The organism is Chryseobacterium sp. JV558 (assembly GCF_033712365.1).
In the GTDB taxonomy this organism is placed as follows: Bacteria; Bacteroidota; Bacteroidia; order Flavobacteriales; family Weeksellaceae; genus Chryseobacterium.
Genome location: NZ_WJHU01000001.1, coordinates 12,582 through 37,684, shown reverse-complemented (window position 1 = coordinate 37,684; position 25,103 = coordinate 12,582). Strand labels below are relative to the sequence as shown.

Annotated in this window: 25 protein-coding genes; 4 read left to right on the top strand and 21 right to left on the bottom strand. The window is 36.2% G+C overall.

The genetic code is table 11. The features are described from left to right. Positions 1 to 283 precede the first annotated feature (283 nt). The 3 genes from GFU89_RS00200 to GFU89_RS00190 all read left to right on the top strand — a co-directional run bounded on the left by GFU89_RS00200 (position 284) and on the right by GFU89_RS00190 (position 1,835). The gene (locus GFU89_RS00200; RefSeq protein ID WP_318845207.1) at positions 284 to 955 is read left to right on the top strand and encodes a DUF4197 family protein; all 672 of its coding nucleotides are present in this window, start codon (positions 284 to 286) and stop codon (positions 953 to 955) included. 40 nt (positions 956 to 995) lie between these two features. After that, complete coding sequence (locus GFU89_RS00195; protein ID WP_318845206.1) at positions 996 to 1,301, top strand: DUF493 family protein; 306 nt, start codon at positions 996 to 998, stop codon at positions 1,299 to 1,301. A gap of 63 nt (positions 1,302 to 1,364) precedes the next feature. Continuing rightward, complete coding sequence (locus GFU89_RS00190; protein WP_318845205.1) at positions 1,365 to 1,835, top strand: hypothetical protein; 471 nt, start codon at positions 1,365 to 1,367, stop codon at positions 1,833 to 1,835. 38 nt (positions 1,836 to 1,873) lie between these two features. Here GFU89_RS00190 and GFU89_RS00185 read toward each other — a convergent pair whose 3' ends face one another. The 21 genes from GFU89_RS00185 to GFU89_RS00085 form a co-directional block, all read right to left on the bottom strand. After that, positions 1,874 to 2,224 carry an ArsC/Spx/MgsR family protein gene (locus GFU89_RS00185; RefSeq protein ID WP_318845204.1) on the bottom strand — a complete coding sequence of 117 codons (351 nt, stop codon included), beginning with the start codon at positions 2,222 to 2,224 and terminating at the stop codon, positions 1,874 to 1,876. Positions 2,225 to 2,312: 88 nt separating this feature from the next. Then, positions 2,313 to 2,927, bottom strand: coding sequence for a deoxynucleoside kinase (locus GFU89_RS00180; RefSeq protein ID WP_318845203.1), 615 nt, complete (start codon positions 2,925 to 2,927; stop codon positions 2,313 to 2,315). Between the two features lie 24 nt (positions 2,928 to 2,951). Next, positions 2,952 to 3,914 carry a hypothetical protein gene (locus GFU89_RS00175; RefSeq protein WP_318845202.1) on the bottom strand — a complete coding sequence of 321 codons (963 nt, stop codon included), beginning with the start codon at positions 3,912 to 3,914 and terminating at the stop codon, positions 2,952 to 2,954. A 92-nt stretch (positions 3,915 to 4,006) separates the two neighbouring features. Next, on the bottom strand, positions 4,007 to 5,029 hold the full coding sequence (locus GFU89_RS00170) for a glutaminyl-peptide cyclotransferase (protein WP_318845201.1): 1,023 nt from the start codon (positions 5,027 to 5,029) through the stop codon (positions 4,007 to 4,009). Between the two features lie 35 nt (positions 5,030 to 5,064). Further along, positions 5,065 to 5,448 carry a VOC family protein gene (locus GFU89_RS00165; RefSeq protein ID WP_318845200.1) on the bottom strand — a complete coding sequence of 128 codons (384 nt, stop codon included), beginning with the start codon at positions 5,446 to 5,448 and terminating at the stop codon, positions 5,065 to 5,067. Then, a complete protein-coding gene (locus GFU89_RS00160; RefSeq protein WP_318845199.1) occupies positions 5,445 to 5,951 on the bottom strand; it encodes a GNAT family protein in 507 nt (168 codons plus the stop codon). The genes GFU89_RS00165 and GFU89_RS00160 overlap by 4 nt, the downstream gene beginning before the upstream one ends. 3 nt (positions 5,952 to 5,954) lie before the next feature. Further along, the gene (locus GFU89_RS00155; protein WP_318845198.1) at positions 5,955 to 6,380 is read right to left on the bottom strand and encodes an SRPBCC domain-containing protein; all 426 of its coding nucleotides are present in this window, start codon (positions 6,378 to 6,380) and stop codon (positions 5,955 to 5,957) included. A gap of 222 nt (positions 6,381 to 6,602) precedes the next feature. Further along, positions 6,603 to 8,216, bottom strand: a complete 1,614-nt coding sequence (locus GFU89_RS00150; protein WP_318845197.1) for a Na+/H+ antiporter — start codon at positions 8,214 to 8,216, stop codon at positions 6,603 to 6,605. 79 nt (positions 8,217 to 8,295) lie between these two features. After that, positions 8,296 to 9,300, bottom strand: coding sequence for a bestrophin family protein (locus GFU89_RS00145; RefSeq protein WP_318845196.1), 1,005 nt, complete (start codon positions 9,298 to 9,300; stop codon positions 8,296 to 8,298). Between the two features lie 76 nt (positions 9,301 to 9,376). Further along, positions 9,377 to 10,054 (bottom strand): DUF2490 domain-containing protein, encoded by a 678-nt coding sequence (locus GFU89_RS00140; RefSeq protein WP_318845195.1) that lies wholly within the window; start codon positions 10,052 to 10,054, stop codon positions 9,377 to 9,379. Between the two features lie 131 nt (positions 10,055 to 10,185). After that, positions 10,186 to 10,578, bottom strand: coding sequence for a DUF1398 domain-containing protein (locus GFU89_RS00135; RefSeq protein ID WP_318845194.1), 393 nt, complete (start codon positions 10,576 to 10,578; stop codon positions 10,186 to 10,188). Positions 10,579 to 10,746: 168 nt separating this feature from the next. After that, positions 10,747 to 11,196: a VOC family protein gene (locus tag GFU89_RS00130; protein WP_318845193.1), complete on the bottom strand. Its 450-nt coding sequence runs from the start codon at positions 11,194 to 11,196 to the stop codon at positions 10,747 to 10,749. 57 nt (positions 11,197 to 11,253) lie between these two features. Beyond that, positions 11,254 to 11,625, bottom strand: coding sequence for a VOC family protein (locus GFU89_RS00125; protein ID WP_184555178.1), 372 nt, complete (start codon positions 11,623 to 11,625; stop codon positions 11,254 to 11,256). Further along, on the bottom strand, positions 11,622 to 12,026 hold the full coding sequence (locus GFU89_RS00120) for a hypothetical protein (protein WP_318845192.1): 405 nt from the start codon (positions 12,024 to 12,026) through the stop codon (positions 11,622 to 11,624). The genes GFU89_RS00125 and GFU89_RS00120 overlap by 4 nt, the downstream gene beginning before the upstream one ends. A gap of 2 nt (positions 12,027 to 12,028) precedes the next feature. Further along, positions 12,029 to 12,499, bottom strand: a complete 471-nt coding sequence (locus tag GFU89_RS00115; protein ID WP_318845191.1) for a hypothetical protein — start codon at positions 12,497 to 12,499, stop codon at positions 12,029 to 12,031. A gap of 10 nt (positions 12,500 to 12,509) precedes the next feature. Then, positions 12,510 to 12,965, bottom strand: a complete 456-nt coding sequence (locus GFU89_RS00110; RefSeq protein ID WP_318845190.1) for a DUF1569 domain-containing protein — start codon at positions 12,963 to 12,965, stop codon at positions 12,510 to 12,512. A 329-nt stretch (positions 12,966 to 13,294) separates the two neighbouring features. Next, entirely contained in the window at positions 13,295 to 14,503 is a 1,209-nt protein-coding gene (locus tag GFU89_RS00105; RefSeq protein WP_318845189.1) for an ABC transporter permease, read from the bottom strand. 61 nt (positions 14,504 to 14,564) lie between these two features. After that, positions 14,565 to 15,521 carry an HlyD family secretion protein gene (locus GFU89_RS00100; RefSeq protein ID WP_318846243.1) on the bottom strand — a complete coding sequence of 319 codons (957 nt, stop codon included), beginning with the start codon at positions 15,519 to 15,521 and terminating at the stop codon, positions 14,565 to 14,567. An 11-nt stretch (positions 15,522 to 15,532) separates the two neighbouring features. Further along, on the bottom strand, positions 15,533 to 16,951 hold the full coding sequence (locus tag GFU89_RS00095) for a TolC family protein (protein ID WP_318845188.1): 1,419 nt from the start codon (positions 16,949 to 16,951) through the stop codon (positions 15,533 to 15,535). Between the two features lie 832 nt (positions 16,952 to 17,783). Then, positions 17,784 to 18,272: a serine protease inhibitor ecotin gene (gene eco / locus GFU89_RS00090; protein WP_318845187.1), complete on the bottom strand. Its 489-nt coding sequence runs from the start codon at positions 18,270 to 18,272 to the stop codon at positions 17,784 to 17,786. 144 nt (positions 18,273 to 18,416) lie between these two features. Further along, the gene (locus tag GFU89_RS00085) at positions 18,417 to 24,326 is read right to left on the bottom strand and encodes an alpha-2-macroglobulin family protein (RefSeq protein ID WP_318845186.1); all 5,910 of its coding nucleotides are present in this window, start codon (positions 24,324 to 24,326) and stop codon (positions 18,417 to 18,419) included. 18 nt (positions 24,327 to 24,344) lie between these two features. On the opposite strand from GFU89_RS00085, the gene GFU89_RS00080 reads away from it, so the two are divergent. After that, positions 24,345 to 25,100 carry a hypothetical protein gene (locus GFU89_RS00080; RefSeq protein WP_318845185.1) on the top strand — a complete coding sequence of 252 codons (756 nt, stop codon included), beginning with the start codon at positions 24,345 to 24,347 and terminating at the stop codon, positions 25,098 to 25,100. Positions 25,101 to 25,103: the final 3 nt, after the last annotated feature.

The following is a 25,103-nucleotide window of genomic DNA, read 5'->3' as shown; positions in this document are numbered from 1 at the left end:
TTAGCCAAAAATATAAAAAATATCGAACAATGTTAAACTATCTTAAACATTTAAAAATTATGACGTTTTATTGTACAAAAACTGATAAAGATTTAAATTTTATAATTTTCTATTTAAAATTATTATCAATTACCTAACATTTTATTAATTATAAATTAACATTTTTAACACAAAAAATCACCAAATCAGGCTGTGAATTTAATATTTTGTTAAATAGAGAATAGTAATTACCTTTGGTGCAGTTTTTGACAAAAAAGCATTTAGAAATAAATTAGAAAAATCAATGAAAAAATATATCATTGCAGCCGCTCTTATCATAGGAACCGGTGCTGTTATTACCACCAGTGTACAATCATGTACCACCCTGGCCACATCGGATATGGGGCTTTCTATTATTAAAAGAATTCTGCTTAATGGTATTGATAAAGGAATGGGCATCTACGGAAACAAGGAAGCCTTTCTGCAGAATAATATGGTAGACAAAGCACTTCCCAAAGAGCTGAGAGACATCAATTCTACGCTGGAAAAGATAGCTCCGTCATTGGTTGCTAAAGAAAGAGATTTTATTGCACAGGCAGCAGCTTATACGGTAAATACTTCAAAACCTATTCTGGAAGGTGCTGTAAACAGCCTGAATGCTCAGGATGTAACGAGAATTATGCAGGGAACTACTGCAACACAGGTTCTGAAAGAAAAAACATCCCAACAGCTTATTGCTGCAATTGCTCCCAAAGTGGATGAGAAACTGAATGAATACGGGATTGTAAAAACCATCAACTCTGCGTTGTCAGGAAGTAATTTTCTGGGCAGCCTTTTAGGAGGAAATAAAAACACGGTCAATTCAGGTGGACTGAGCCAGCTGGCTTCTGAACAACTGGTGAACGGGCTATTCAATATCATTGAAGATTACGAGCATCAGAACTCCAAATCTCTCCTGGGACCATTTGGAAAATAGGAGAAATTTCGTTATATTTATATTATATTAATAATTGCAGATGGATATATTACAAGGAAATCAACACGCAAGCCCTGAAGATTTTTACAAGTCTTTGAAGGATAAACTGGAAGATCAGCATGATTTTCCGGAAGATTATTTATTTAAATTTATTATTCCTACAGACCAGTCAAAGCTTACTGAAATATATAGAGTTTTTGACGGCATCAAGTTTACACTGGGAAACAGAGAAAGTAAAAATGGAAAATACACTGCCTGCAACATCAATGCATTTGTTTTGGATGCCAATCAGGTTGTGAACATTTATAAAGAAGTAGCAAAAATAGAAGGCGTTATTCTATTGTAAAAAACAGAAACCGTTTCATAGTAATGAAGCGGTTTTTTTATTATTCAAAAACAAAAAAACACTATGAACATCCAATTGATCCTATTTAATATTCTTGTAATCACATCTGCAACAAGCTGTGTTCACAAAAATAACAGTGAAAATACCACAACGAATATCACCACTACAGTGCAGCAGCAAAAGATTGAACAGATTCAGTTAGCAGAAAGAACAAGAGGGTTCAGTAGAAGCATTGTTTTTACTCCTTCATCAAAAACAACAAATACCAACGAAGACATCGTAAATACTAAAGTATCTTCTGCTGAATGGAAAGCAGTTTCCCAATTGGCTGAAACTATTGACCTAGCTAAGATATCAGAGCTGAAATCCCCTACTACAGGAAGACATTCTGACCGTGCCATGGCTGCGTCCATTATTATTACCTCCAACGGAAAAGAGTATACTTCTTCAAGTTTTGATTCCGGGCATCCGCCAAAAGAACTGGAAGCTTTATATAATGCGATCAACGGGACTGAGAAAACGAAAACCCAATAAAACAAAAATCCGCTCTATTTACAGAACGGATTTTTTATTTATTTTTCAATAAAGAACTTTACATTTTCAATAGGCCTTCCCAGCATCGCGACTGAACCTTTTACCAGAATTGGTCTTTGTATCAGAGACGGGTTTTCCGAGAGAATCTTCAACCATTCTTCTTCTGAATAATTTTTATCTGCATAATTCTCAATATATAGTTTATCTGTTTTACGGATGATATGAAAAACACTTTGATTAAGCTTTTTCAACACAGTTCTGATTTCGAGAATACTTAGTGGATCTTCAATGATATTAATGATCTCAAAAGATACTCCGTTTTCATCAAGATACTCCAATACAGCATTTGACTTTGAACAGTTCCCGTTATGTAAAACTTTAACTACCATGATATAATTATTCAAAAAAATTAAATTCTCTTTACCAAATTTAGGAAGAATCTCACTGAGTATGTCTTAATATTCTAATAAAAGTATGTTAAAACAATCCATTAAGTTCAGCCTCAATTTTCTCCAGAATAAATCCGAAATCTTCCGGTTTTTCAACAAAATCAAGATCATCCACTTCTACAATCAGAAGTTTTCCTTCTGTATAGTTGGAGATCCATTTTTCATATTTCTGATTCAGTTTAGAAAGGTATTCAATACTGATTGAAGCTTCATATTCACGACCTCTTTTATAGATTTTTTTAACCAGATTAGGAACATCTGATTTCAGATAGATCAGCAAGTCCGGAGCCGATACAAAAGACTTCATCAGATCGAAAACCGATGAGTAATTATTAAAATCTCTGTCCGAAAGAAGATTCATATCATTTAAGTTTTCTGCAAAAATATGAGCATCTTCGTAAATGGTACGATCCTGAATAATGTTCTTACCACTTTCTCTGATCTCCTTTACCTGACGGAATCTGCTTCCCAGGAAATAGACCTGCAGTGCGAAACTCCACTTACTCATATCTGAATAAAAATCCTCCAAATAAGGATTATGATCTACGTCTTCAAATTGTGCATCCCATCCGTAATGCTTGGAAAGCATCGTCGTCAAAGTTGTTTTTCCTGCTCCAATGTTTCCTGTAACTGCAATATGCATATTCTTTTTCCTTGTATTTACTGATTAACTGATAAGCTTTTCTATCCCTTCAGTCTGAACTTTAGAAGTGTCTTCAAGCAATTTCTGCAGTGTATTGTCTGAAGGTTTCTCTTCTGTATTCTCATTGGGTCTTTCTTCAGTCTTTTCTACGGGTTTTTCTGTAGATTGCTGTAGAGATTCCGGCTGAGCTTCAAGCTGTTTCTGCTGTTTGGCTTTCTTTACTTTTTCAAGGCTGTAAAGATAGAGTTTGTTCCCCTTGATTTCAAAATAAGAAAGGATGTTTTTATCCACAATCTGCGCCTCCAGATCTTCAAAAACCGTCACCATCCCTTTTTCAGGAACGTATTGTGAAATGAAATTATTGGCAACAACCAGAATTGCATCATTCTCTCTTCTAAAGCGTTTTCCATTTTCTAAAGGGGCTTCAAAAATTTTTTCAAATTTCAGGCTGTAAATCCTGATATGTTTTTGTGTTAAAATATAGACCTTATTTTCGTAGACCAGCATATCCATCATATCTTCAAAACTGATATCAAACGGGTATGAATTGATTGTGGTATCATTTCTGAAATTATACTGTATCAATCGTTTTGTACTGTCATCCAAAAGCCACAGCTGCTGCAGATCTTCGGCATAAGCCATTCTGATGAAACCAAACTTCTGCTTAAAATCAAGCCTTTGAATTTCATTCATATTCTGATCCACAAACTTCATTTCCTGTGCATTTTCAGAAAACAAAGGTACATTCAAAGGATTTTGCACGTTCTGCACCTTGTAAGGAACGGTAAGCATCATTTTTCCAATCTGTTTCCCTAAGGAATCGTATTTGGTAAAACTAAAATCTTTGTTTTTATAGATATACAGATTTCCGTAGTCATCGGCAAGCATATCCTTAGCTTCCTTCAATTTTAAAGTATCTAAAGGGAGAATATTCTGCGCAGAAAATGTGCAGAAAGCAAAAGTCAATATCAGATATAGTAATCTCAAAATTCTTTTTTACTAAAGATAGCGCTCCTCATGGAACGCTACCAATTTACATACTTTATTTTATTCCGATAGAAATTGTTATTAAACTTTTGTTATTTAATTACAACTTCATAAATCTTCGGCCAGTTCTTCCCTGTTACCAACATATTCTCGCCTTTGAAAGCAATTCCGTTCAATACGTCATCACTTCCTTTCGTGTTCTGTTTTGCGATTTCTGTGAAATCAAAAGTTCCCACTACTTCACCATTAGCCGGATTAATTTTCAAAATAATCGGTTTCTGCCATACATTGGCATAGATAAATCCGTTGTGGTATTCCAGCTCGTTCAACTGATCATAAGCCTGAGCACTACCGGCCACAGCGATATATTTTATCAGTTTTGAAGGGTTATTTACATCCAGAAAATATAGAAGCTTACTTCCGTCAGAAGCAATCAGGTTTTTCCCGTCATACGTCAGTCCCCAGCCTTCACCCAATACATTTGGATAAGCAAATTCTGAAAGCAGTTTTAAAGAGCTTTTATCATAGATATATCCTTTTTTGCTCTGCCACGTCAGCTGATATACTTTATCTCCTACAATGGTACTTCCTTCAGAAAAATCTTCCTGAGCCTGTTTGGTAGAAGCAAGCGGAGTGGTAGTTCCCAATGTATATTTTAAAATCTGGGAAGCTCCGTTCTGACCATCACTTTCATAAATGGTATTTCCTTCCACCTGGAAACCCTGTACAAAGTTTTTAGGATCGTGAGGATATTCTGCTACAATCTGGTAAGGAATATTTTTTTCAGGATTTTTTGCAAATACATTGATGGTTGCATCCTGATTCAACACTTCTCCTCCTTTTGTTTTGACGTTGAAGGTAACCGCATTATCACCTAATGTGAAAAATTTAGGATCAACGGTTAAATCTGTTGTTTCTTTATCTCCAAAGCTAATGGTTACGCTTTCTGCATTTTCCGTTACCTCTTTCGGAAGCTCAAGCTTATCTCCGAAATGGTACCCTTTCGCCTCCATTGAATTATTATAAGTATTCAGTGTATCAAGAATTTCTTTATCCTTGTTACAAGATGCAAGTAATAAAATCGCTGCGAAACCTACTATTATATTTTTTTTCATTGAATTTCTAAATATTTCCCCAAAAATAGCAAATTTTATTCCGTATTGCCAATATTATCTATGGGTTCACCAAATTGCAGGATATAACCATTGTTGTCATAGATTGCAAACTCCCTCATTCCCCACTCAAAAGATTCAACCTCGTAGCAGACTTTGGCCTTTGTTTTAAGGTCTTCCCAAAGCTCATCCACCTTATTTACATTGAAATAAAATGAGCCGGAAAACCCGATTGAAGTATTATTTTCATGCTGATTGGACTGTGAAAGCATGATGTATATTTCATCTTTACGAAGGGAAGCCCATTGCCAATCATCATTCCTATCCATCAGGGTAAAACCGAGAACACGCATATAAAACCCTATGGTCTCATCAAGATTTTCTGTCCAGAGAATAGGACGAAGCGAACTAAACTGTGTCATGATTCCTGCAGTTCAAAAGTATTTCTATGGATTTTCATATTAAGGGAAATCCAGGTTTCTGTATCAATCTTCGCTTCGCTCTTAACGTCAGGATCAAAAGCAAAGCCTACTTTCCGGTAACATTCAATAGCTCCGGTATTCCAGTCGTACACATTCAGTTCTGCAGTTTCCTTATCAAAATGACTGAATCCATACTTCAGAAGTTCCTGCATCACCTTTTTCCCATAGCCTTTTCCTCTGTTGTTTTCATCCCAGATCAGAATTCTTCCCAGCAGAAAAGTTTTTTCCTTTACAAAAATCTGAGCATGCCCGATTATATTTCCGATCTGATCTATTATTTTAAACAACGTTCTGTTTTCATCGGATAAATCAGTTTCCAATTGTTCTGCTGTGAGTGGAAAACGATATGCGGGTCCGGCAAACTGAAGAAGTATTCTTTCATCTTCTATCTTTGATATCAGCAGCGGTGCATCTTGAATCGTAAAGTGTTGCAGTGTAATCATTGTCTACTTTTCTAAATATTTTTTTAAGCTCTGTCCCAAAATCGTATTCCAGCCTGCTGTAAAGTTTTTTCTTGAAAAACCTTCTCCTAAATCCTTGAAGTTTTCAATTTCCTCATGAGTCAGCTTTACCAGAGTCTGTCCGTCTTCCGGAAGCAATTCCCAGGTTACAACGGTCTTAAGTGTTGAAAAATCAGGATATGACCATGTATATTTCAGTTTCCGATTGGGTATTATTTCTAAAACCTCTCCCTGATGATGATATTTATTTTCCCCTCCAGGTTCGTAGAAATTGAATTGCTTACCTATTTCTAATTCAAAATCCTGGATATCAAAATACCAGGATTTCATTTCATTTTTATCGGTTAATGCTTGCCAGACCTTTTCAGCCGGAGCATTTATTGTGTATTGAACAGTGATGGGTGTGCTCATATTATGGGTTTAATATGTTTAAATTTAAACATTTTGTCTGTAATATTTAACCACAAAAGTCACAAAAGTTTTAACCTGGATTTGTTTAAAGTTAAATTTTAAATAATGAAAAGTACACTTAAGTTTTGAAAAATCTTAGATCTTTCATTTTGTGACCTTTCTATAATTCAAGCTTATTCTGATTTAAACCCTTTGTGACTTTTGTGGTTTATTTTTATTGAGTTACGCATGTGAAAAACCAGTGATCTTCGCCTCATCAAAATCCAGCTGCATTTCAATAGCTCTCATCACGTGATCATCAAATATCTTTTCTCTTTTCATTCTGTGCAGCTCATTTCTTTGTGCCTGAATGATCTGTCGCAAGACATCTTTATTTTCATTGACTGCCGATACATAATCTCCCGTAGAAGCCATACATTGAGCTTTGTCTGCCATCAGCATCATTTCGTTTTCCAGCTTATGTTTTTGATGACGCACTAAGCTGTTTGTCACTGCCAGTTCAGAAAAATCATTATCCAGTTTGTGCAATGCTGTTTCTTTAAGCTTACGCATCAAAATCACTTCCTGTTTTTCCTCCGGCAATTCACTTCCGGAATCCTGAATATTCAATAATTTAAGGATTGGGCTCAGCAATAATCCTTGTCCTACCAGCGTAATCAATATAATAACGAAAGTTACGAATAAAATAATGTTCCGATGCGGAAATGCCTCTCCGTTTGGCAAAAAGGCAGGAATAGACAATGCGGCAGCCAGTGAAACCACTCCTCTCATGGCCGCAAAACTGATAATGAAAGGTTCCTTCCAATCTGGTTTCGGAACTTTTAATCTTAATTCTTTGGAACAAACTCTTGGGAAATACATCAATGCATAGCTATACAAGATTCTTGTCCCGATGATCGCTCCACCAATCACTACACTATAGAAAATACCCTCAGAAATGGTGTATTCTTTCATTCCCTCCACTACAATGGGAAGTTCAAGGCCAATCAGGATAAAAATGATGGTATTCATCAGGAATATCAATACACTCCACACGTTCCCGGACTGTATTCTAGAGGTGTGACTCAAGTAACAATGTGAATTGTAAGACATCAGCAATCCTCCGGCCACTACTGCCAGCACTCCTGAAAAATGGAAGTGCTCTGCTCCCACATACATAATGTATGGCACAATAAGGGTAATAATGGTATCAATATTAGAATTGGTAGGAATAATCCTAAGCAATGCCCCAAATAAAAAGCCTACCGCTACTCCCATAGCAATTCCACCAACCGCCATCGTGAAGAAATCCTGAACGGCATCTCTCCAGATAAACTGCCCTGAAATAACCGCTGCAAGGGCAAATTTAAATACAATTAAACTGGATGCATCGTTGATGAGACTCTCTCCTTCCAGAATACTGGTGATTTTTTTAGGTATTTTCATATGTTTCAGCACTGAAGTGGCTGCTACCGCATCCGGTGGAGAGTTTACACCTCCCAGTAAGAATCCCATTGCTACTGTAAGCCCTGGAATAATTGAAGACGAAAGATAGGCTACAACGATGGATGTTAAAAACACCAAACCAAAAGCCATTGAAAAAATCTGTTTTCTCCATTTATGAAAGTCCTGCCATGAGGTAAACCATGCGGCTTCAAACAAAATAGGCGGCAGGAAAATAAGGAAAACAAGATCAGGTTCTATTTCTATACGCGGCATTCCCGGCACAAAGCTTATCAGCAATCCTGCAATGACAAGAAAAATGGGGTAAGCAACTTTTAATTTCTGGCCGATCATTACCAATATCATCACAGACAGCAGTACTGCAATGGATATTATAACATAGCTGTGAATCATGTTAAGTAAGTTTTTTAAGTGTTATTTTTTGATTAAAACTTCCTGCTTTTACAGAAAATATCGTAATCTTTAATTTCAGTTAGAGTACAATGTTGTTCTTCGGTGTGATCGCTGGCGGAAGATCAGACTCATCCAGCATATCTCTCATATCGATTTCTATGGTACGGCTGATCTGAGTGATTGGAACATCGTTAGGACTTCCTTCAAATGGATTTACGGAAGCTTCTCCTACACTGTCTAAGGTATGAAAGCACCATGTTACCAGTAAAGAAAACGGAATATTAAACCATATTGCCCATCCTTCAACGATGGTTCCTTCTCCTAATTTATCAAATTCTTTCAGTAATCCGAAAGGCACAAAGACAATAAATAATAGCAAAAGATAAGTGGTAATGGAAGAAAAATTTCTCGGGTAGGGAAAGTTTTTAATTCTTTCAGCTTTTCCCTGACTATCGGTAAACTTTACCAGTTGCTGATTGATCTGTGTCCATTGAAAATCATTCAACTCTCCTTTTTCATAGGCTTCAGACAGTGCTTTACTTTGGCTGGCCATCAATTGTGTTGCCCTGTTCTTTTTGCTTAAAATATACTGAAGTTCGGGTTCGGACAAGTATTTTTTCAACTCCTCATCAAGCTTGGAAAGTCTTTCCGGAATGTCATATTTTCCGGCATATTCATCAAACTGGACTGTCCCCATATTTTCCCATGCTCTTGGCTCACGAAGCTGAAATCTCAATGCAGTTAACCATGCGTAATGACGAAAAAACATCTCTTTTACTTTACCCGAATCTTTGGATAGCAATGCGTCTCTCAGAATATATCCAAAACTACGGCTGTCATTAATGATCGCTCCATAAATCTGTCTTGCTTCCCAGAGTCTGCTATAGCTGGCATTGTTTTTAAAACCAACAATAAAAGCAACTGCTGTTCCCATAATGGCAATCGGCTGCCATGGAACAGAAAGGAATGTCCAACCCAAAAAGTACAGAACTGTGGGAATAGCTGATAATACGATCAGAGCATAAATACTCCGTCTGGTCCAGATAATGAACTCGCGGGCTCCAAATCTTTTTCCTGAATGCATAGGTGTTTATTTTTGTGTTTATTATTTTTTATTTTTCAAATAATGGTCTTCATCAGGCATTCAGCAGTGGTTACGATCAGTTTTTGGTAAAAGGAATATTATTGTAAAAACCAATCTGAATCTGTCCGCGGTTTCTGTTTTCCTGAATCTGGTTCATGTAACCTGCTTCAATCCTCATATTTTTATTGATGACATATCCTAAAGCTCCATAGACTCTGTTTCTGTCGAAAACCGGACTGTTGAAGTGCAGGAAAATCTCATTGTATACTGATGCATAAAGAGTTTTCGGCAGCATTTCTTTTTGAGTAATCGGAATATTAACTCCCAACATGTACCGGAACCTCATCCTGAAATCATCTTCCAGAAAACGTTCTTCCAAACGGTAACGATGCTGAAGGTAAAAACGTCCGAACTTTTGTTTGGTAATATACTGCTGGAAAATTCGGTGTTCTATATTTTCTTTTTTCTCACCGTTTACATAAGGCTGGCTCAGAATGAAACCATATCCCAATAAAACATTGTTATTGTTTTCTGTAAGATCGTAACCAATCCCTGTACGGACCAACAACTGCTCCAGATCTCCCACCGCATCAAAATTACGGTACTGAATCTCATTATGCCAGTTCAGTTTCTTACTGATTTTGTTATTTCCAAAATACATATACCATGCTCCCAGATCACTTTTTTGAGCAAATGTCAATATGGACCCCAAACTTAATACTGTGAATGCCAACTTCGTAAAAACCTTTCTCATGCCTGTTAATTACTATTATCTATCGTTTTTAACAAAATTAATATTTTAAATCAATAATAGCAAATACTATTTTACAACATGATTGAAAGAAAACCGGATACTATAATTTTCATCAGATTTTCTTTAAAAGATTATCCCGGAACCTTTTCTGTCAGTACATCAGCTTCATTTTGGTCAAAATAAGTACAGGTCATCGCGTGGAGATCCATCTTCCAGCCTTTAACTCCATTTTCTGCACAGTCATTACAGAAAGTCATATAATCTGTACCTCCCTGCTGGTGAAGTTTGAGTCTCAGTTTAAAATTTTCAAGGGTTAGATTTTCCGAAACTGTAAGGGAATTATACTTACTTCCTGTCTGGACAGATTGATTTTCCTGGTCAAAATATTCTGTATTTCCATCAGAAACGTATGTTGTATAATGAGAAACTCCTAACTTTTTTACAGCCTGGATATAAGCCGGAAAATCCGCTCCGCTTTTCACTTTCTGATGTTCGGTTTTAATGTTTTCAATTGTAAATTTCATCGTTTTATATTTTTGTGTTAAATGTAAAGTCTTCCATCATTTTATTATTCTGAAGATCCTTTTTTATCAAATTTAAAAAATTTTGGGATGCAAATATAGAGCAAATAAAAAACCGGCAATGTGATTACCGGTAAGTTCTAACTATATTTTAAATACAAAATATTAATCTTATGGATGCTGCTGCATTTTAGCAGGATCATCATAGTTTACCATCCAGTTGATCCCGAACTTATCGGTAAACATTCCAAAATAAGCACCCCAGAAAGTATCTGCCATTGGCATTGTCACTTGTCCGCCCGCAGAAAGACCACCAAATAATTTATCTGCCTCGTCTTTGGATTCTGCGTTTACAGAAATAGAGAAATTGTTTCCTGCCTTGAAATTGGAAGACCACTCTCCTCCTGTATCACTTCCCATCAACATAGTTTCCTTAGAAATAGGAAGGGTAACGTGCATAATTTTGTTTTTATCTTCCTCCGGAGTTTCTTTCCCTTCCATTGGAGGCATTTCTCCGAATGTTCCGATATAAGGATATTCTCCCCCGAAAACCGACTTATAGAAATCGAATGCTTCTCTGCAATTTCCGTTGAATGTTAAATAAACGTTTACTGATGCCATAGTTGTTTTTTTATTAGTTAAGTTTGTTTTAAGTAGTTTTGTACGTTTTCCAGATGGTTATCTGTGCTGATCTATTAGAATCATATTCCCATCCGGATCTTTCAGATAGATGTGTTCAGGTCCTGAGGTTGTTTCATCAGCTTCTTTTCCGATTTCGACTCCACTTTCTTTTAATCTTTTCTGGATTTCGCGCACATCTTCAAAAGATTCAAGATTCTGTGCATTTTCGTCCCATCCCGGATTGAAAGTAAGCATATTCCCATCAAACATAGCCTGGAAAAGGCCTATGAGTGTAGAACCGTTTTTCATGATCAGATAGTTACTCTCTGCAGTTCCTGCCATCGTTGTAAAGCCCAGTTTCTCATAAAAGTCCCTGGATTTCTGAAGGTCTTTTACACTTAAGCTGATTGAAAATGCTCCTAATTTCATATTTTTTTTGTTTTTAAAGCAAGTTTATGTCCTACGAAAACCAGACCCCAAACAAGGATTCCTAAAATCCAGAACCAGATTGGAGTAGGCAAAGACACCATCATATAAATGGTTATGAGTAAAAAAATGATTCCACAGATTATAGCTGCTGTAGATTTTCCGTTATTTGAAATTTTTGAGGCTGTAAATCCGGAGGCAACCGCTGCTAAAGCATAAGCAATAATGATAAAAAACAGAGCCATAAACGGAGCTTCATTAATATACATCTTCAACGCCTCCATATCTCCGGCAGCAGCTTCTGCAGGAGGAGGATACACATAATGTCCTATTTTTTCTACAACTGTAATGCAGACAGAACCCACAATAAGTCCCACCAACACGGCTAATATCCTTCTCAGCATGGTTATTGGTTTTTTAAATGGGTTTTAAACGCTATCGTTCCATCATAACTTTTCCAGTCTCCTATAAGCTCAATATATTGTCCGTCAATTTTTTCTGTTTTCTTATCCCATTTGAAATTATAGACAAATCTTCCCTTAAAAAGTCCTGAATGTTTTCCTTTATTCTCTTCTGCCAGTTCATATTCTCCAAACACCGTTCCCTGCTTTTTTGAGTCTTTATATTTTGAAATGGTAATCTTACCTTCAAATTTTACGTAGTTGGTATCCACAAGGGAATATCCTGAAACAAAATACTCCTGATCATTTTTTTTATTCTGTTCAGAAATATTGATCTTCAGTTTCAGTTCCTGTCCTTTGTTTCCGATAGTTCCCAGATAAGGTTTACTATTGTTCAGCCAGGTATTTGATATATCCGGCATCTGCCCCAATACAAAATTGGCCGCCAGGATGAAGAGTAATAAAAGTTTTTTCATGCAGTGATTTTTAAACGCCAAATTGTGAGAGATGGTGGTTCAGATGTTTAGCAAACATATTGTTCCATTCCTGAGCTTTTAATTTTCCGAAAGAAAAAGATTCTTTCCCATCAAAAGCCTCTGCCCCCAATTGCTGTGTCTTCTGAATAAAACCAATCAGTCTTGTTTTTTCTTCGTAAAAATTCTTTCTGGTGGTAATCAAAAACTGTGGAGCCGTAGGGGAATCTCTCGGATATGCTTTCTCTCCTACAACTTTAGGTTTCACGAAGGTTTTTAATATAAATTTTGCAATAGATCCCGGTTTTTTATGTTTTTCCGGCTCATAAATCATTTCATAAGTTATAGAGCAGTGTGCCAGCATTTGATCTACCGTCATTTTTCCCCACAAACCATGGGTGTCTTCCACCAATTTATTTATTCTATCAATATAGTTTTGAGCATCTTTTGCATCAAATACATTTTCCATATAATTTCTATTTTACTATGGACAAATATATCAGTTTTTTTGTTTGATTTTATAGTCCGTTGAAAAAATTGAGGGGAGATAATTGCGGAATTCGAATTGCAGGGTTTTGGTGTTATGAGTTGCGGGTTACGAATTGCTAGTTGTGGAGTTATGATAGGTAGAGTTTAGGTAATACGGATTATTTCTTCAATACTATTTTGAATTGTTTACCACAAATGCTGAAATCAACAACCCAATATATCATCAATAAGCATCCAGCCAACTAGCAACTAGCAACTAGCAACTAGCAACTAGCAAACAAATTAACAAGCAACTAAACAAACCAAAAACTACTCGCTCTCCTCCAGAGAAGTATTCTCAATTGCTATTTCCTGTGGCGCAGCTTTTTTGAAAATAAACCAAAGTTTGATCTTTAAAGCAATCCAGCCTATAACAGCATACACAACCAAAAGAATACTTAAATGTTTCAGATAAGGGAATGTAAGTTCTACCGAACCTTTTTGAATTAATAAGATTTTGAAAGCCTGTAAAAAAGGAGTTAACGGAATAATATTGGCAATAAACTGAACGAAAGCAGGCATTGCATTCAAAGGCCATGTAAAACCACTGATGATGAAAGCCGGTGAAGCAATAACCATAAGGATTTGTGTAGCCTTCAGCGCATCAGGAATCAGGATACTAATGAATACTCCCAAAAATGAAGCTGACCCTACAAAAACTGCTGTCAAAAGAATAAAGTTGAGTATTCCTTCCGGCATCGGAACGTGGAAAATCATGTGCATAAAGTAATAAATACCTACAATGAGAATAGAAAATACCCAGATAGGAATCACTTTTATCAGCATAGTTGGGAAGGCCCATTTTTTCATTTTCAGATATTCTTTCACAAAAGATCCTCTTTCAAATTCAGCAGCAAAACTTACGGCCATCGCCAGCAGGATTACCTGCTGCAGTACTACCGCCAGCATTGCCGGCCACATAAAGATAAGATAGTTTCCGGTAGTATTGAAAAGGGTTATATAATTGGCTTTGAAAGGTTCATATTGCGTAGCTGCCTTTGCAGCAGGCATTCCTGCTTTCTGAAGGGCTTTGATGGAAGCTCCGGCAGAGAAGGTTCCTATAGTCAGCTGAAGGGCTTTAGAGGCAAAATTAGCCGTTAAGACGTTTCCCGTATTGATATAAACATTCAGTTCAGGATATTTTTTCTGAAGCATATCTCCTTCAAATCTTGAGGGAATAATCACTACAGCTGCTGCTTCATGCCTGATTACCTCATCTTTGATGCTCAGAGGTTCCTGCAGGTATCTGATAATTTTGATGCTTTTATTATCATCCAGCATTTCCGTCAATTGGTTAGACAAAGGAGTATTGTCCCTGTCTACGACCAATACAGGAGTATTTTCAACTTTTCCGCTTTTGTAGACAAACCCCAGCAAGGTGGCATAGAAGACCGGTGCCAAAAAGAACACCGTCCTTAAGGTAGAATTGCCGATAAAAAGTTTGAACTCACGTTTTAAAAGACGGAAAAATTCTTTCATCTGTATATTTTTATATTTTGAAGAGGAACATGAAACTTACACGTTCAGACTCTGTTTCAGTTTATTTCAGAATGACATTGGCATTGACTAAAATACTTTTGGCTTTGTTCATATCTTTAGGTTTTACTTTGATCTCATAGATCGCATCCTGCAGCTGATAATCCGGATAAGCCGTTGTAATATCCGCATACTTTGTCAACTGTTTGATGTATACAATATTTCCAGTAAGATTTTCTTTATTGTAAACGATCTGCATAGAAACATCCTGCCCTTTTTTATATTTTGAAATAGCACTTTCCGGGATGGTAAATCTGAAATACGTACTTTCCGGAATATATCCGTTGAACAATGCAAAACCAGCTGTTGCCAGTTCACCAGTGTTTAGGCTGATCGTTTCTATTTCCATATCATTGGTGGCAATGATATATCTTTCGGAATACGCTACATTAGCTTCCTGTAAAGCACCTTTAGCCTGTGATGCCTGTCCTGCAGCCATTTCTATTTTTTCGAAGCGGGTTCCTCTGTTTACATCATCCAATTCTGCGACTACAGCATCATATTGAGCTTTTGCACCTTGCAATTTTGCGTAGATTTCGTCATTAACCTGCGGGGACATTAAACTATCGCGGAACATATTGTTTGCTCTTTTGTAAGATTTCTGGGCAAATTCATATTGTTCTTTTAAACCTTTATATTTGGCCTGAAGCTGCCTCAGCTGATCGGCTGTAGCTCCATTTTTAGCCATTTGTTCCTGAGCTGTGGCCGCACTTACCGCACCCTGGGCCTGTGCTATTTTAGCAGAAACCTCCGGTACGTCAAGCTGCGCCAGAGTATCACCTTTTTTCACAGTCTGTCCTTCGGAAACATATATTTTTACAATCCTTCCGGTTACTTTAGGAGCAAAAGAGATCACATCCTTTTTAGTTTTTCCTTCGGGTTCTTTGATTTTTTCATTTTTTTTGTCACAGCTCCCCAAGAAAAACAGAGCAGCGAAGAGTATAGATATATTTTTATGCATCATTTAAATTTTTAAGGGATTAAATAAAATTTGGTGATATCCAGTTCCTGGGTAGACCTCATCAGTTCTATTCCCGCTCTTCTCTGGTTGAAAATGGCATTCTGATATTCCAGTTCAGAAGCTTCAAGATCATTTTCTGCATCAATAAGCTGTGAAGATTTGCTCATTCCATATCTGAATTCTTTTTCGGCCTGTACGAGTGCGCTTTTCGCCAATTCTTTTTCTTTGGCTTTTAAGGTGATCTGGGCGGAAGCGATATCATAATTGGTCTGATTATTAGCCAGATTCAAAGTCAGTTTTTTCAATGCGTCTTCTTTCTGGTTCTGTAATACTTCTTTTCCGACTTTGGCTGTTTCTTCAGCGTGCTTTCCTTCTTTTCCGTCAAAAATTTCCCATTTAAATCCTACACCCGCTGTAATCAAGGGAAATATGTTAATATTATTGGGTCTCCAGTCTAGTTTTTTGCCCTCGTATCCAAGTATTGGAACGGCTGGGATTACATTTTCTGAAGATTTGATTCTGTTTCCATACAAGCCGATATAATAGGCGGAAGCCATCAATTGTACTTTAGGAATCATCCATGTCCTTTCCGCTTTTATTTTATAATCTGCAGCACTAATCCCATGTTCCAGTGCACGGATTTCAGCTCTTTGCTCTATTCCTCTTTCTGCGGCAAGCAATTCTACCGGAGACAATATCGGATCAATCATTCTGAGTCTGTCTCTCCTGATTCCTGTTAAAATATAAAGCTGGGTGAGAAGCAGTTCTTTTTTTCCTTCATATTCTACCATTTTGGCATCTAAGGTGGCCTGAGCCAGTTCTATTTTCTTATGATCATAAGGAGTAATCAAACCGTAACCGAGCGCTTTATCTGCCGTTTTCCTGTTGATATCAAGTCTTTTTTTGCTTTCATCAAGCACTTTTTTAGACTGATGAATCAGGGCTAGCTGATCATATGCTCTGGAAATACTGGCAATCACCTCATCTTTTGTTTTCTCCAGCAGAATATCTTCAGATTTCTTCTTTTCTTCAACAACCTTCTTCATGTACTTCACCTTCCCTCCTGAATACAGAAGCATTTTGGCATCTGCCTTGGCAATACCTGAAAATCCTGATACATTGAAATTATTATTAAACGCTCCTTCCGGAATATTGATAAAGGGAGCGAGATTGAGTTCCGGTGACGTCAGTCTTGCTGTTCCGTTGAGATACCCGACTTTACCACTCAATTCCAGGGTAGGAAGAAAGATGTCTTTCAGTTTGTGTTCGTCAAGATCGGTAAGTTTGTTTTGGGTAACCTGCATTTTGAGATTCGAGTCCCGAACCATAGCACTATCCAGAAGTTCTTTAAAATCCGGCGCAGACTGTGCCCAGCCAAAAGCGGGGAACGCAAAAAAACTAAACGTAAAAATCAATAAATTGTTTTTCATGGTTTATGTTTACAACAAATATAATGCAAAAAAAAGTAAAATCCTTTAAGATAATTCTACAATACGGTGAATTTAAAGTATGTTTAAAATATGTTTAAGTTTAAAGCTCTACAAAATAAAGTTTTGGGCAAAGCGTTTAAATGTTAATTAAAAACTTAAAAAAAAACTTAACTCTACTTTCGTGCTTCATTTTTGTTATGTTTTTTATCGGATAACAAAGGAATAAAAAGATGTTCAATCTAAAAACCACCCTTAACTTTTTATTCTGATTATGAATATTGTAAGCTAGATTCCTACGGAATGACAAAGTGGGTGGATAGACTTGCTGAATAATAATCAGAAATCTACGAGAAATAATAATCAAAAGAAATTAGCTTAAAAGAAATTATATTACAACGCTAAGTTCGCAAGAGTGTTCTACTTATCAAATATATTGGATGGAACATCATTTACGTGAAGTGACCTATTCAATGGAGACGGGCTTTAGCCCATTTAATAAAAACAAAATTTCAATTGGCTTCAGCCAAAACCTATAAACGCGATGTTCACAAAAGCATTATGAATTGTTTTTTCGTTCGCAGGGGCGTTTTACTCAGCGAAAATAATGAGGAAACATCTACTTGAAATCATTCAATATAAATTGGTTTTAAACAAAACTTAAGGGTAATGGAAACAGAATTAATAATAAGGTGATTCTGAATTTTGAAGTCTGGATTCCTACGGAATGACAAACATGACGTTGTATTTTCCTGTAATTATGGGTATTCCAAAGAAAAACGAAAACTCCCCACATTGCTGTGAGGAGTTTTTTGTATAATTATAATAAGCTGATTTACTTTTGAACTGCTTTTTTCATGGCAGCATCCGGACGTAAAATTCTGTAACGTACTTCGATGTCTTTTGGTACATAGAATACCAATGGAAGTTTACTGTTGTATCTTACTGTTTCAGGTTTTAGGGTAACAAACTTTTTAGTAGTTTTTTTATCCATGCAGCCCATCAGGGTTCCGGCAGTTTCTCCTTTAGACTCTACTTCATAATAGTTGTATCCCCATCCCTGAAGATCCTGAGTTTTCATTTCACCCATCAGGAAATAGTTGTTACAATCTAACATTTTTTCAGCACCTACAAAAAGCTCAACTTTTAAATCGTTTTCGTTTTTTGCTACGGGAAGCTGAATATAGACTTGTTTATATCCTTCTTTAGCTTTTGGGAACATTTCAATCTCTAGTTTTTCAAACTTTTCTGCTTTCTTTTGTGCGAAAGCATTTACTCCAGCCATCAATACCAATCCTGTAATTAAAGTTTTAGAAAATTTCATCTTTATAATTTTTTAATTTATACTAACCTAATTTCAAAAACCATTCCAAGATTAAACAATTGTTTGATTTTTCGATTTAATTCTATTTTTATTTGAAATCTGTCAACAAAAAACTGCAGTAAGTTCTACTGCAGTTTTTATAAATTATTCTGAAATTGTTACATTACTTCCTTTTGTATGCACATTCATCTGTGGTGCGTAGTAATTCTGCATCGTTGTAATTCCGTTGGAGAATTTTCCTGATGCATTGGCAACAACGTCATATTCAAAAACATATTTTCCTTTTGGCATGTACTGAATATAGAAGTTGGTAGAAGCATCTTTGGTTGACTGATAATATCCAAGATTATTTTTCCATTGATATCCGGACAATACATCTGTAGGTTCAAATCCAGCAGCACGCATATCTTTAATATGGATAAATTCCATGGCTCTGTCTGTGTTCAGAATCATTCTTACCGTTACTTTATCTCCTACTTTCAACGGCGTTTCAGAAGAGATTTTCTGAAGTTCTTCTCCGTTTACGGTTTTTACTTTTTTGTACAGTTCTTTCGTCACAGAAATATAGTTTTCAGAAGATTTGATTTTATCGAGATCTTCGTAATACTGCCAGAACAATCCTCCCTGAACAATTCCGGGACCAGGTTTTGTAACGGTTACTGTTGCTAAGTTTTTATCTACAGCATCTGTTGTTACTGCCGACTTCACATATCCTGTAGCCTGAGTCTGAGGAACGAGTTCTTTTCCGCCCCAAACGATGGTAGCTTTATCACTTTCTGCTCCAGTCCATGATTTCCCTGAATTTAAAATAGTAAAGATCACTTCTGCAGTTCCTCTTGAACTTCCCCAAGAGTTGACTTCTTTCTGTGTTACCAGCCAGATTTTCATATCCTCAATAAAATTTTGGTCATTAGACTTCAACTTATTGAACGCTTCTAATGCTCCGGCATGATTAACGACTTTAGAACCAAACCATCCCCAGTCATTCAGGTTTTGCTTCCAGTAAACCCCTTGTGTTTTTGTATCTGTAGACGTTTCTTTAAGATAGGTCATCAATTTATCAGACACCTCTTTCAGACCATAATCATTCATTAATAAGGCTGCACGGTGAAGTCCGAAGAATGTGAAATCTGTGATCTTCGCTGTTTTTGCTTTTTGTTTTACTAATGTTTTCAAAGCAGCCCCTTTTCCTTTTAAAGGATATTGCTTTTCCCAATAGTTTCTGGTATCAAGATAATCCATCGTCCAGTTGTTCCATACATTGCCTTTTTTCGCATCAAAATATTTATTCACCTCATTATCTACATACTGAATCAATTTAGCTGTAATAGCATTCTGGTCAGCACTTTGGTAATCTTTCACATTATCTTTTAACCATGAATTGATTTTTCCTAAGTTTTTAAGGATGTACAATGAAGTACCGTAAGAACTTGGATAACCGGGATACCATGAGAATCCACCATCAGGGTTTTGCAGTTTTTTGAAATCATCCCAATCTTGATTAATCGAATTTTTCATCGTATTGACATCGAATAATAATGCCAGTTTCTGCATCTGTTCCGCTTCATTTTTACTTTCCAGTACCCAAGGTGTTTCTTCCAGCAACAGTTGTTTCAGCTCCTGATTTTTTTCAAGATTTGAATGTAATAATCCTTTGTTCTGATATTCTTCAAAAACCGTTTTCATTTTCGGATTAGCTTTGAATATTTCTGAAGCCAGCACATCCGCAAACCATTTATTGAAGATTACATCTGCTGAGTTATTCTGATCATTTTTCAAACTTGGAAGGGCAAACATGATCTCCCAGATCGGATTGGTTGTCAATTCTAACGTGTTGGAAACATTAGAAGCTGTTGTGGATGTATTGTTTTTAAGATTATCCAATACAAATGTTTTAGTTTCTCCTTCTTTCACAAATACTGGAATGGCATCCGTCACTAACATTCTGTTAGGCAATACAGCTACAGCCTGCTGCTCACCGTCAGAATATTGACCAGCCTTAGCAACCACTTTGAAAATAACAGAGGAAACATTGTCCGGAACTTTCAATTTCCATGCTAATGCACTGTTTCCGTTTTCATTTAAACTGAAGTTTTGTACTCCTGAACTCATTCCAAATTTTGAAGAAATATTCTCATTGGTAAAGGCATCCAGAATTTGTAGCTCGGCAGAACCATTCAGTTTTTTATCAGTAAGGTTTGAAAGTTTTGACTGCAGATTAAGTTCATCCCCTTCTCTCAGGAATCTCGGATAGTTTGGAGTCACAGAGAATTCTTTCTGCGTTACCACTTCTTTTTCCAATGTAGCCGCTCTTGCATCTTTGGTGTGGGCAAGGAACATCAGTTTCCATTTTGTCAACGCTTCCGGAGAAGTGAATTCGAAGTTTACATTTCCTGCAGCATCAGTTTTCAGATCCGGATAGAAGAATGCAGTTTCGTTCAGATTTTTACGTACAGCTACTTTATCCAAAACTTCCTCATTTGCTGCATCCATTTTTGGAGCTTTTAAAGGCTCAGGAACAACATTCTGCATAACCTCAATTTTATCTTCTGCAACGGAAGCTCTTGCTGTTTTAAATTTCGCTCCTGCAATGGGTGATGGCGGTGGTGCATAAGCAGGAGATTTCACTCCTTCCTGATTACTAATTCCAACAACTGTTTCTCTTGAAATCGAATAATAGTTAAAGTCACCATCAAACCAGTTGAACTGTGGAACCTGCACATTTCTGTCTTCAAAATATCTCAGTTTCTTCTGGTAGTTTTGCTGTTGCAGGTAATTGTTAATGCCATAAGAAGTAACGATCACAAATGGTGTGTACAATTTTCTCCAACTAAAGCTATTTGCAGCAAACTGATCCAGAGACATATCATACATATTGGCCAATACCTCAGCATTGATCTTTTCATTATCATTTCCGGTTACTTTTACCGTCCATTTTTCCTTAGAATTCGGTTCCAGTTTATCTCTGAAAGTTACCGTTTCAATTTTTAAAGGTTTTTCTGTGTCTTTTATTTTTAAAGAAACAGATTCTGTATTCACATCATTGAATGCTACCAGCTGAAACTGAAGGTTCAGATCTGATACACTTTTATCTTTAGGAATTTCAGTGGTATATTCCAATATCCCTTTTTTGATCTGATGAACTTCTGAAACCGTTTTTCCAGATCCATCCTGCACAAAAACATTAACCAATGCATCAGGAATTGCTGAGAAAACATATACTTTAGCTTTTTCGCCTCTTGATAATTCTTCTTTAGGAGCAATAATCGTCAGAAAAGTTTTTTGAGAAGGTTTTAAAGAAGTTTTATCCCAAACACTGAAATACTGGGCACTTTTTATCGTGTCTTTCCCTTCGATATTGAAAAGTTCCAGCTGATAATCACCAGCTTCCAGTTTTCCTAAATCAAGATTGGTCGCGAGCTGAGAATTGTCAGAGGACGGCTGCTGCTGTCTTTCAACCAATATTTTTTCCGTTTTCCAATTTTTGATTTCATCGTTTTTATCAAACAGATCATGTGGAAACTTGCTAATGAACTCTTCTTTCGAATATTTCGGAAGGTTCTGTACATCAGATTTGAAATTATCTCTGAAAACTCTATCAGGAGCGGTCAGTTTTGATAACTTAACCTGATAGGCCTTTTTAAGATTCTGTTCATTATAATTTTTGGTTTCTACCTTTACTTTTACATTTTCATCTGCAAACGTGTTGCTGATATTTTCTGCCTGAATGTAATGAGAAACTGAAGCTACTTTCAATTGGGTATTCGCGGTCTGCGTTTCCCCGTTGATGTCTGTAACAGATGCGTTGATGGCATAGTTATCAATTTGTATTCCTTCCAGTTTTTCATCTTTTTTAAGCTCCAGGCGAATGGTAAACTCCCCTTTGTCATTGGTCTTTGCTTCGCCAAGCATTGAATTTTCATTATCATTGTCCTGTGGATACCAGCTGAAATATCTCCATCTGATATTCTGTTTCTTAATTTCATAGTTTACTGTGGTATTGTTCAGTGCAACACCGGAAAACATTACTGCTTTTCCTTTCAGTTCTATGGTTTGTCCGTATTTGTATTCATCTTTTACAGGATCGAACGTTACTTCAAACTTTGGTCTTTTGTATTCTTCTACTCTGAAATTTTTATATCCCTGGCTTTCTCCGTCTATTCTCAGGTAAAAATTACCGTTCAGTTTTCCTTTCGGAAGGATAAAGCTGCCATGATAGGAACCAAACTCATTGGTGGTCAATTCCTGAGAAGAAACCTCCTCACTATTGGCATTCAGTAAAGTTATTTTTTGTTTTAATCCTGAAAGAACAGATTCAACTTCTTTATTGAGATTCGTATTAATAACCTTAAAATAAACAGTCTGTCCGGGACGGTAAATTCCTCTGTCAATGAAAATCTGAGCTGTTGAACGGGTTTGTTTGTTAGGATTATAATCTTCAGCAGATCCTCTGTTTCCATAGACCTGCATAATCTGGAAATCGTTCGTCTTAGGCTGTTGAATCAGAAAGGTTCTGTAATAATCTTTGCTTTCTGTAGCAGGAAATTTAAATACTCCGTTTCCATTGGTTGTTCCTTCAATTTTATTTAAAGTTTTATTGGAAACAAATTCATAAAATCTAAGTCCTTCATTCGTCACAGGTTTACCGTTTTCACTGTTCACCAGCTTCAACTCATCAGAAAGGGGCTTTCTGTCTGTTTTAGACTGATAAATAATTCTGTTTCCGGACACCAGAAAGTAAAAATTCTGTCTGGAGTCTGAATCTTTCATGTCAGCTCCTGCAACCGTAAATTCTGCTACATATACTCCTGAAGGAAGCGGTTTCACTTCCACTGAAGTGCTATGGTTCTGATAATCCTTAGGGTCAGGAAGCTGAAATATTTCTTTTCTTACCAGATTCTTTTTTAGTTTTCCGAAAGTATTAGAATAAGAGTTCTGAACATATTGAAGCAGTGAAGTAAAATCATCTTTTACTTCATAAATATTCAGGGTAAATTCTGACACGTTCTGATATTGGGCAACAAAATGAATCGGAAGGTTATTCTGAGTCTGAGCTTCATATTTTAAAGTCAGATATGGATTTATAATCTGCGCTTCTTTACTTTTGATATTCTCAATGAATAGAGATTTCGGATATTCACTTTTAGCCTGGACGGCTACTGCAATAGCTTCTTTAGATTTCTTCTGGCCAGTCAGTTCATCCATGATATCTCCCATGATCATCACTTTATAATCTCCTTCTACATCAGATTTCAACAAATTCTGAAGCTGTTGAAGTTTATCTTTACAGTGATTGAAGTTACAGTTCTCTGTAATCTTTTCTTTCATGAAATACAGCTTAGCATTTCCGGTATTCTGAGCAATTAATTCATCATAAATGGCATTAATTGCAGTACGATTTGCTGTCAGTTCATTTTTTGTAAAAATATTGTTTTCAGATAAAAATTCTACTTTCTTCACTGCATACCAATCAGCCAATGTTGGAAAATAGGCGATATCACTCGCTCCGGAAAATATATTTTTATACTTTTCCAGGGAAATCTTTTTCATTTCAGGTTTTTCCTGATCAAGTTCCTGGTAACTTTTTGTCAAATAGTTTTTAAAATCAAGCTTACTCCAGGTTTCAATCTGTGCAACATCCTGAGAGTTGATATTGGTTCTTCCGTTTATTTTCCATGAGTTCTGGCTGTAATGATCCATAAAAAAGCCATTCAGTAAAACTTTGTATACCAATTTTCCTTCCCCACTCAGTTTGCCTTCTGCATCTTTAAGTTTTTTAAAAAATTGAGAAGCGGAATCGTTCTGGTCATCGTCCACCGTTTGGTTTACAATACTGAACTCCGCTTTCAGAGAACGGATCAGTTCGAAGGCATTATTTTCTTTCATGGCTTGTTTTTGTATGTCTAAAATAATGGGAAGATTAGATTTATAAGCTCCTTTGGTACTGTTGTCAGCAATTTTTTTCCATTGGGTATCGTAATATTTCTGTGCGGATACCGTTGAAAAGCTTAGCATTAGAAGCAAAAGCATAAAAATCTTGGAAAATCTTTTCATATATATTAATTTTGATAAATGAACATTTTAAAAATACTGAAAAAAACTGTCATAGACAGCCAGCTTTATGTCTCTCTTATGGGAACTCTTTTTGCAGTATTTTTCATGAAAGAGCAAAACACATTCCGTTTACCTACGGTTCTGTTTATTTTCATCACTTATTTCAGTGGTTATCTGTATACTAAATATCAATACACAAAATATTTTTTTAAAATAGTCATTGTAAATGCAATAGCCGGAATTGTATGTGCCTTTTTAATCATCCACAATCATAATGAAATAAGGCTTTTAAAATGGTTCATTATTGTAGTATTGGGATTGCTTTATAACAGCTTTTTTCTTGATGTTTATATCCGGAAAATCCCCCTGCTAAAAGTTTTCTATGTTGGATTAGTTTGGGCCTTGGTCAACTGCTGGCTCACCCTTCCGGAATTCAGTATTCCCATTTTTCTGATCAGCTTTTTCTTTATCACTGCGCTTGTGCTTCCTTTTGATATCCGGGATATGAACAGTGATACCGTAAAGACCTTTCCTATGCTGATAGGGGTACAAAATACCAAATATATTGCCTATACACTTGTTTTCATCAGCAATTTCATCGGAATATTTTATCTCGATTTACAATATGCTCTGGCTTTTTTTATGGCAAGCATTATAACTTATATTTTTATTTATTTCTCTGAAAATAAAAGAGATGACACCTATTTTTCATTCGGGGTGGAAACTTGTTCTGCACTTCCCTTTTTATTTTTACTAATAATGGAGTATTTTTGACGA

Excerpts from the sequence above, each read along its gene's own strand:
- GFU89_RS00200 (WP_318845207.1), top strand. The coding sequence starts at position 284 with ATGAAAAAATATATCATTGCAGCCGCTCTTATCATAGGAACCGGTGCT.
- GFU89_RS00195 (WP_318845206.1), top strand. The coding sequence starts at position 996 with ATGGATATATTACAAGGAAATCAACACGCAAGCCCTGAAGATTTTTAC.
- GFU89_RS00190 (WP_318845205.1), top strand. The coding sequence starts at position 1,365 with ATGAACATCCAATTGATCCTATTTAATATTCTTGTAATCACATCTGCA.
- GFU89_RS00185 (WP_318845204.1), bottom strand. The coding sequence starts at position 2,224 with ATGGTAGTTAAAGTTTTACATAACGGGAACTGTTCAAAGTCAAATGCT.
- GFU89_RS00180 (WP_318845203.1), bottom strand. The coding sequence starts at position 2,927 with ATGCATATTGCAGTTACAGGAAACATTGGAGCAGGAAAAACAACTTTG.
- GFU89_RS00170 (WP_318845201.1), bottom strand. The coding sequence starts at position 5,029 with ATGAAAAAAAATATAATAGTAGGTTTCGCAGCGATTTTATTACTTGCA.
- GFU89_RS00165 (WP_318845200.1), bottom strand. The coding sequence starts at position 5,448 with ATGACACAGTTTAGTTCGCTTCGTCCTATTCTCTGGACAGAAAATCTT.
- GFU89_RS00160 (WP_318845199.1), bottom strand. The coding sequence starts at position 5,951 with ATGATTACACTGCAACACTTTACGATTCAAGATGCACCGCTGCTGATA.
- GFU89_RS00155 (WP_318845198.1), bottom strand. The coding sequence starts at position 6,380 with ATGAGCACACCCATCACTGTTCAATACACAATAAATGCTCCGGCTGAA.
- GFU89_RS00150 (WP_318845197.1), bottom strand. The coding sequence starts at position 8,216 with ATGATTCACAGCTATGTTATAATATCCATTGCAGTACTGCTGTCTGTG.
- GFU89_RS00145 (WP_318845196.1), bottom strand. The coding sequence starts at position 9,300 with ATGCATTCAGGAAAAAGATTTGGAGCCCGCGAGTTCATTATCTGGACC.
- GFU89_RS00140 (WP_318845195.1), bottom strand. The coding sequence starts at position 10,054 with ATGAGAAAGGTTTTTACGAAGTTGGCATTCACAGTATTAAGTTTGGGG.
- GFU89_RS00135 (WP_318845194.1), bottom strand. The coding sequence starts at position 10,578 with ATGAAATTTACAATTGAAAACATTAAAACCGAACATCAGAAAGTGAAA.
- GFU89_RS00130 (WP_318845193.1), bottom strand. The coding sequence starts at position 11,196 with ATGGCATCAGTAAACGTTTATTTAACATTCAACGGAAATTGCAGAGAA.
- GFU89_RS00125 (WP_184555178.1), bottom strand. The coding sequence starts at position 11,625 with ATGAAATTAGGAGCATTTTCAATCAGCTTAAGTGTAAAAGACCTTCAG.
- GFU89_RS00120 (WP_318845192.1), bottom strand. The coding sequence starts at position 12,026 with ATGCTGAGAAGGATATTAGCCGTGTTGGTGGGACTTATTGTGGGTTCT.
- GFU89_RS00115 (WP_318845191.1), bottom strand. The coding sequence starts at position 12,499 with ATGAAAAAACTTTTATTACTCTTCATCCTGGCGGCCAATTTTGTATTG.
- GFU89_RS00110 (WP_318845190.1), bottom strand. The coding sequence starts at position 12,965 with ATGGAAAATGTATTTGATGCAAAAGATGCTCAAAACTATATTGATAGA.
- GFU89_RS00105 (WP_318845189.1), bottom strand. The coding sequence starts at position 14,503 with ATGAAAGAATTTTTCCGTCTTTTAAAACGTGAGTTCAAACTTTTTATC.
- GFU89_RS00100 (WP_318846243.1), bottom strand. The coding sequence starts at position 15,521 with ATGCATAAAAATATATCTATACTCTTCGCTGCTCTGTTTTTCTTGGGG.
- GFU89_RS00095 (WP_318845188.1), bottom strand. The coding sequence starts at position 16,951 with ATGAAAAACAATTTATTGATTTTTACGTTTAGTTTTTTTGCGTTCCCC.
- eco (WP_318845187.1), bottom strand. The coding sequence starts at position 18,272 with ATGAAATTTTCTAAAACTTTAATTACAGGATTGGTATTGATGGCTGGA.
- GFU89_RS00085 (WP_318845186.1), bottom strand. The coding sequence starts at position 24,326 with ATGAAAAGATTTTCCAAGATTTTTATGCTTTTGCTTCTAATGCTAAGC.
- GFU89_RS00080 (WP_318845185.1), top strand. The coding sequence starts at position 24,345 with ATGAACATTTTAAAAATACTGAAAAAAACTGTCATAGACAGCCAGCTT.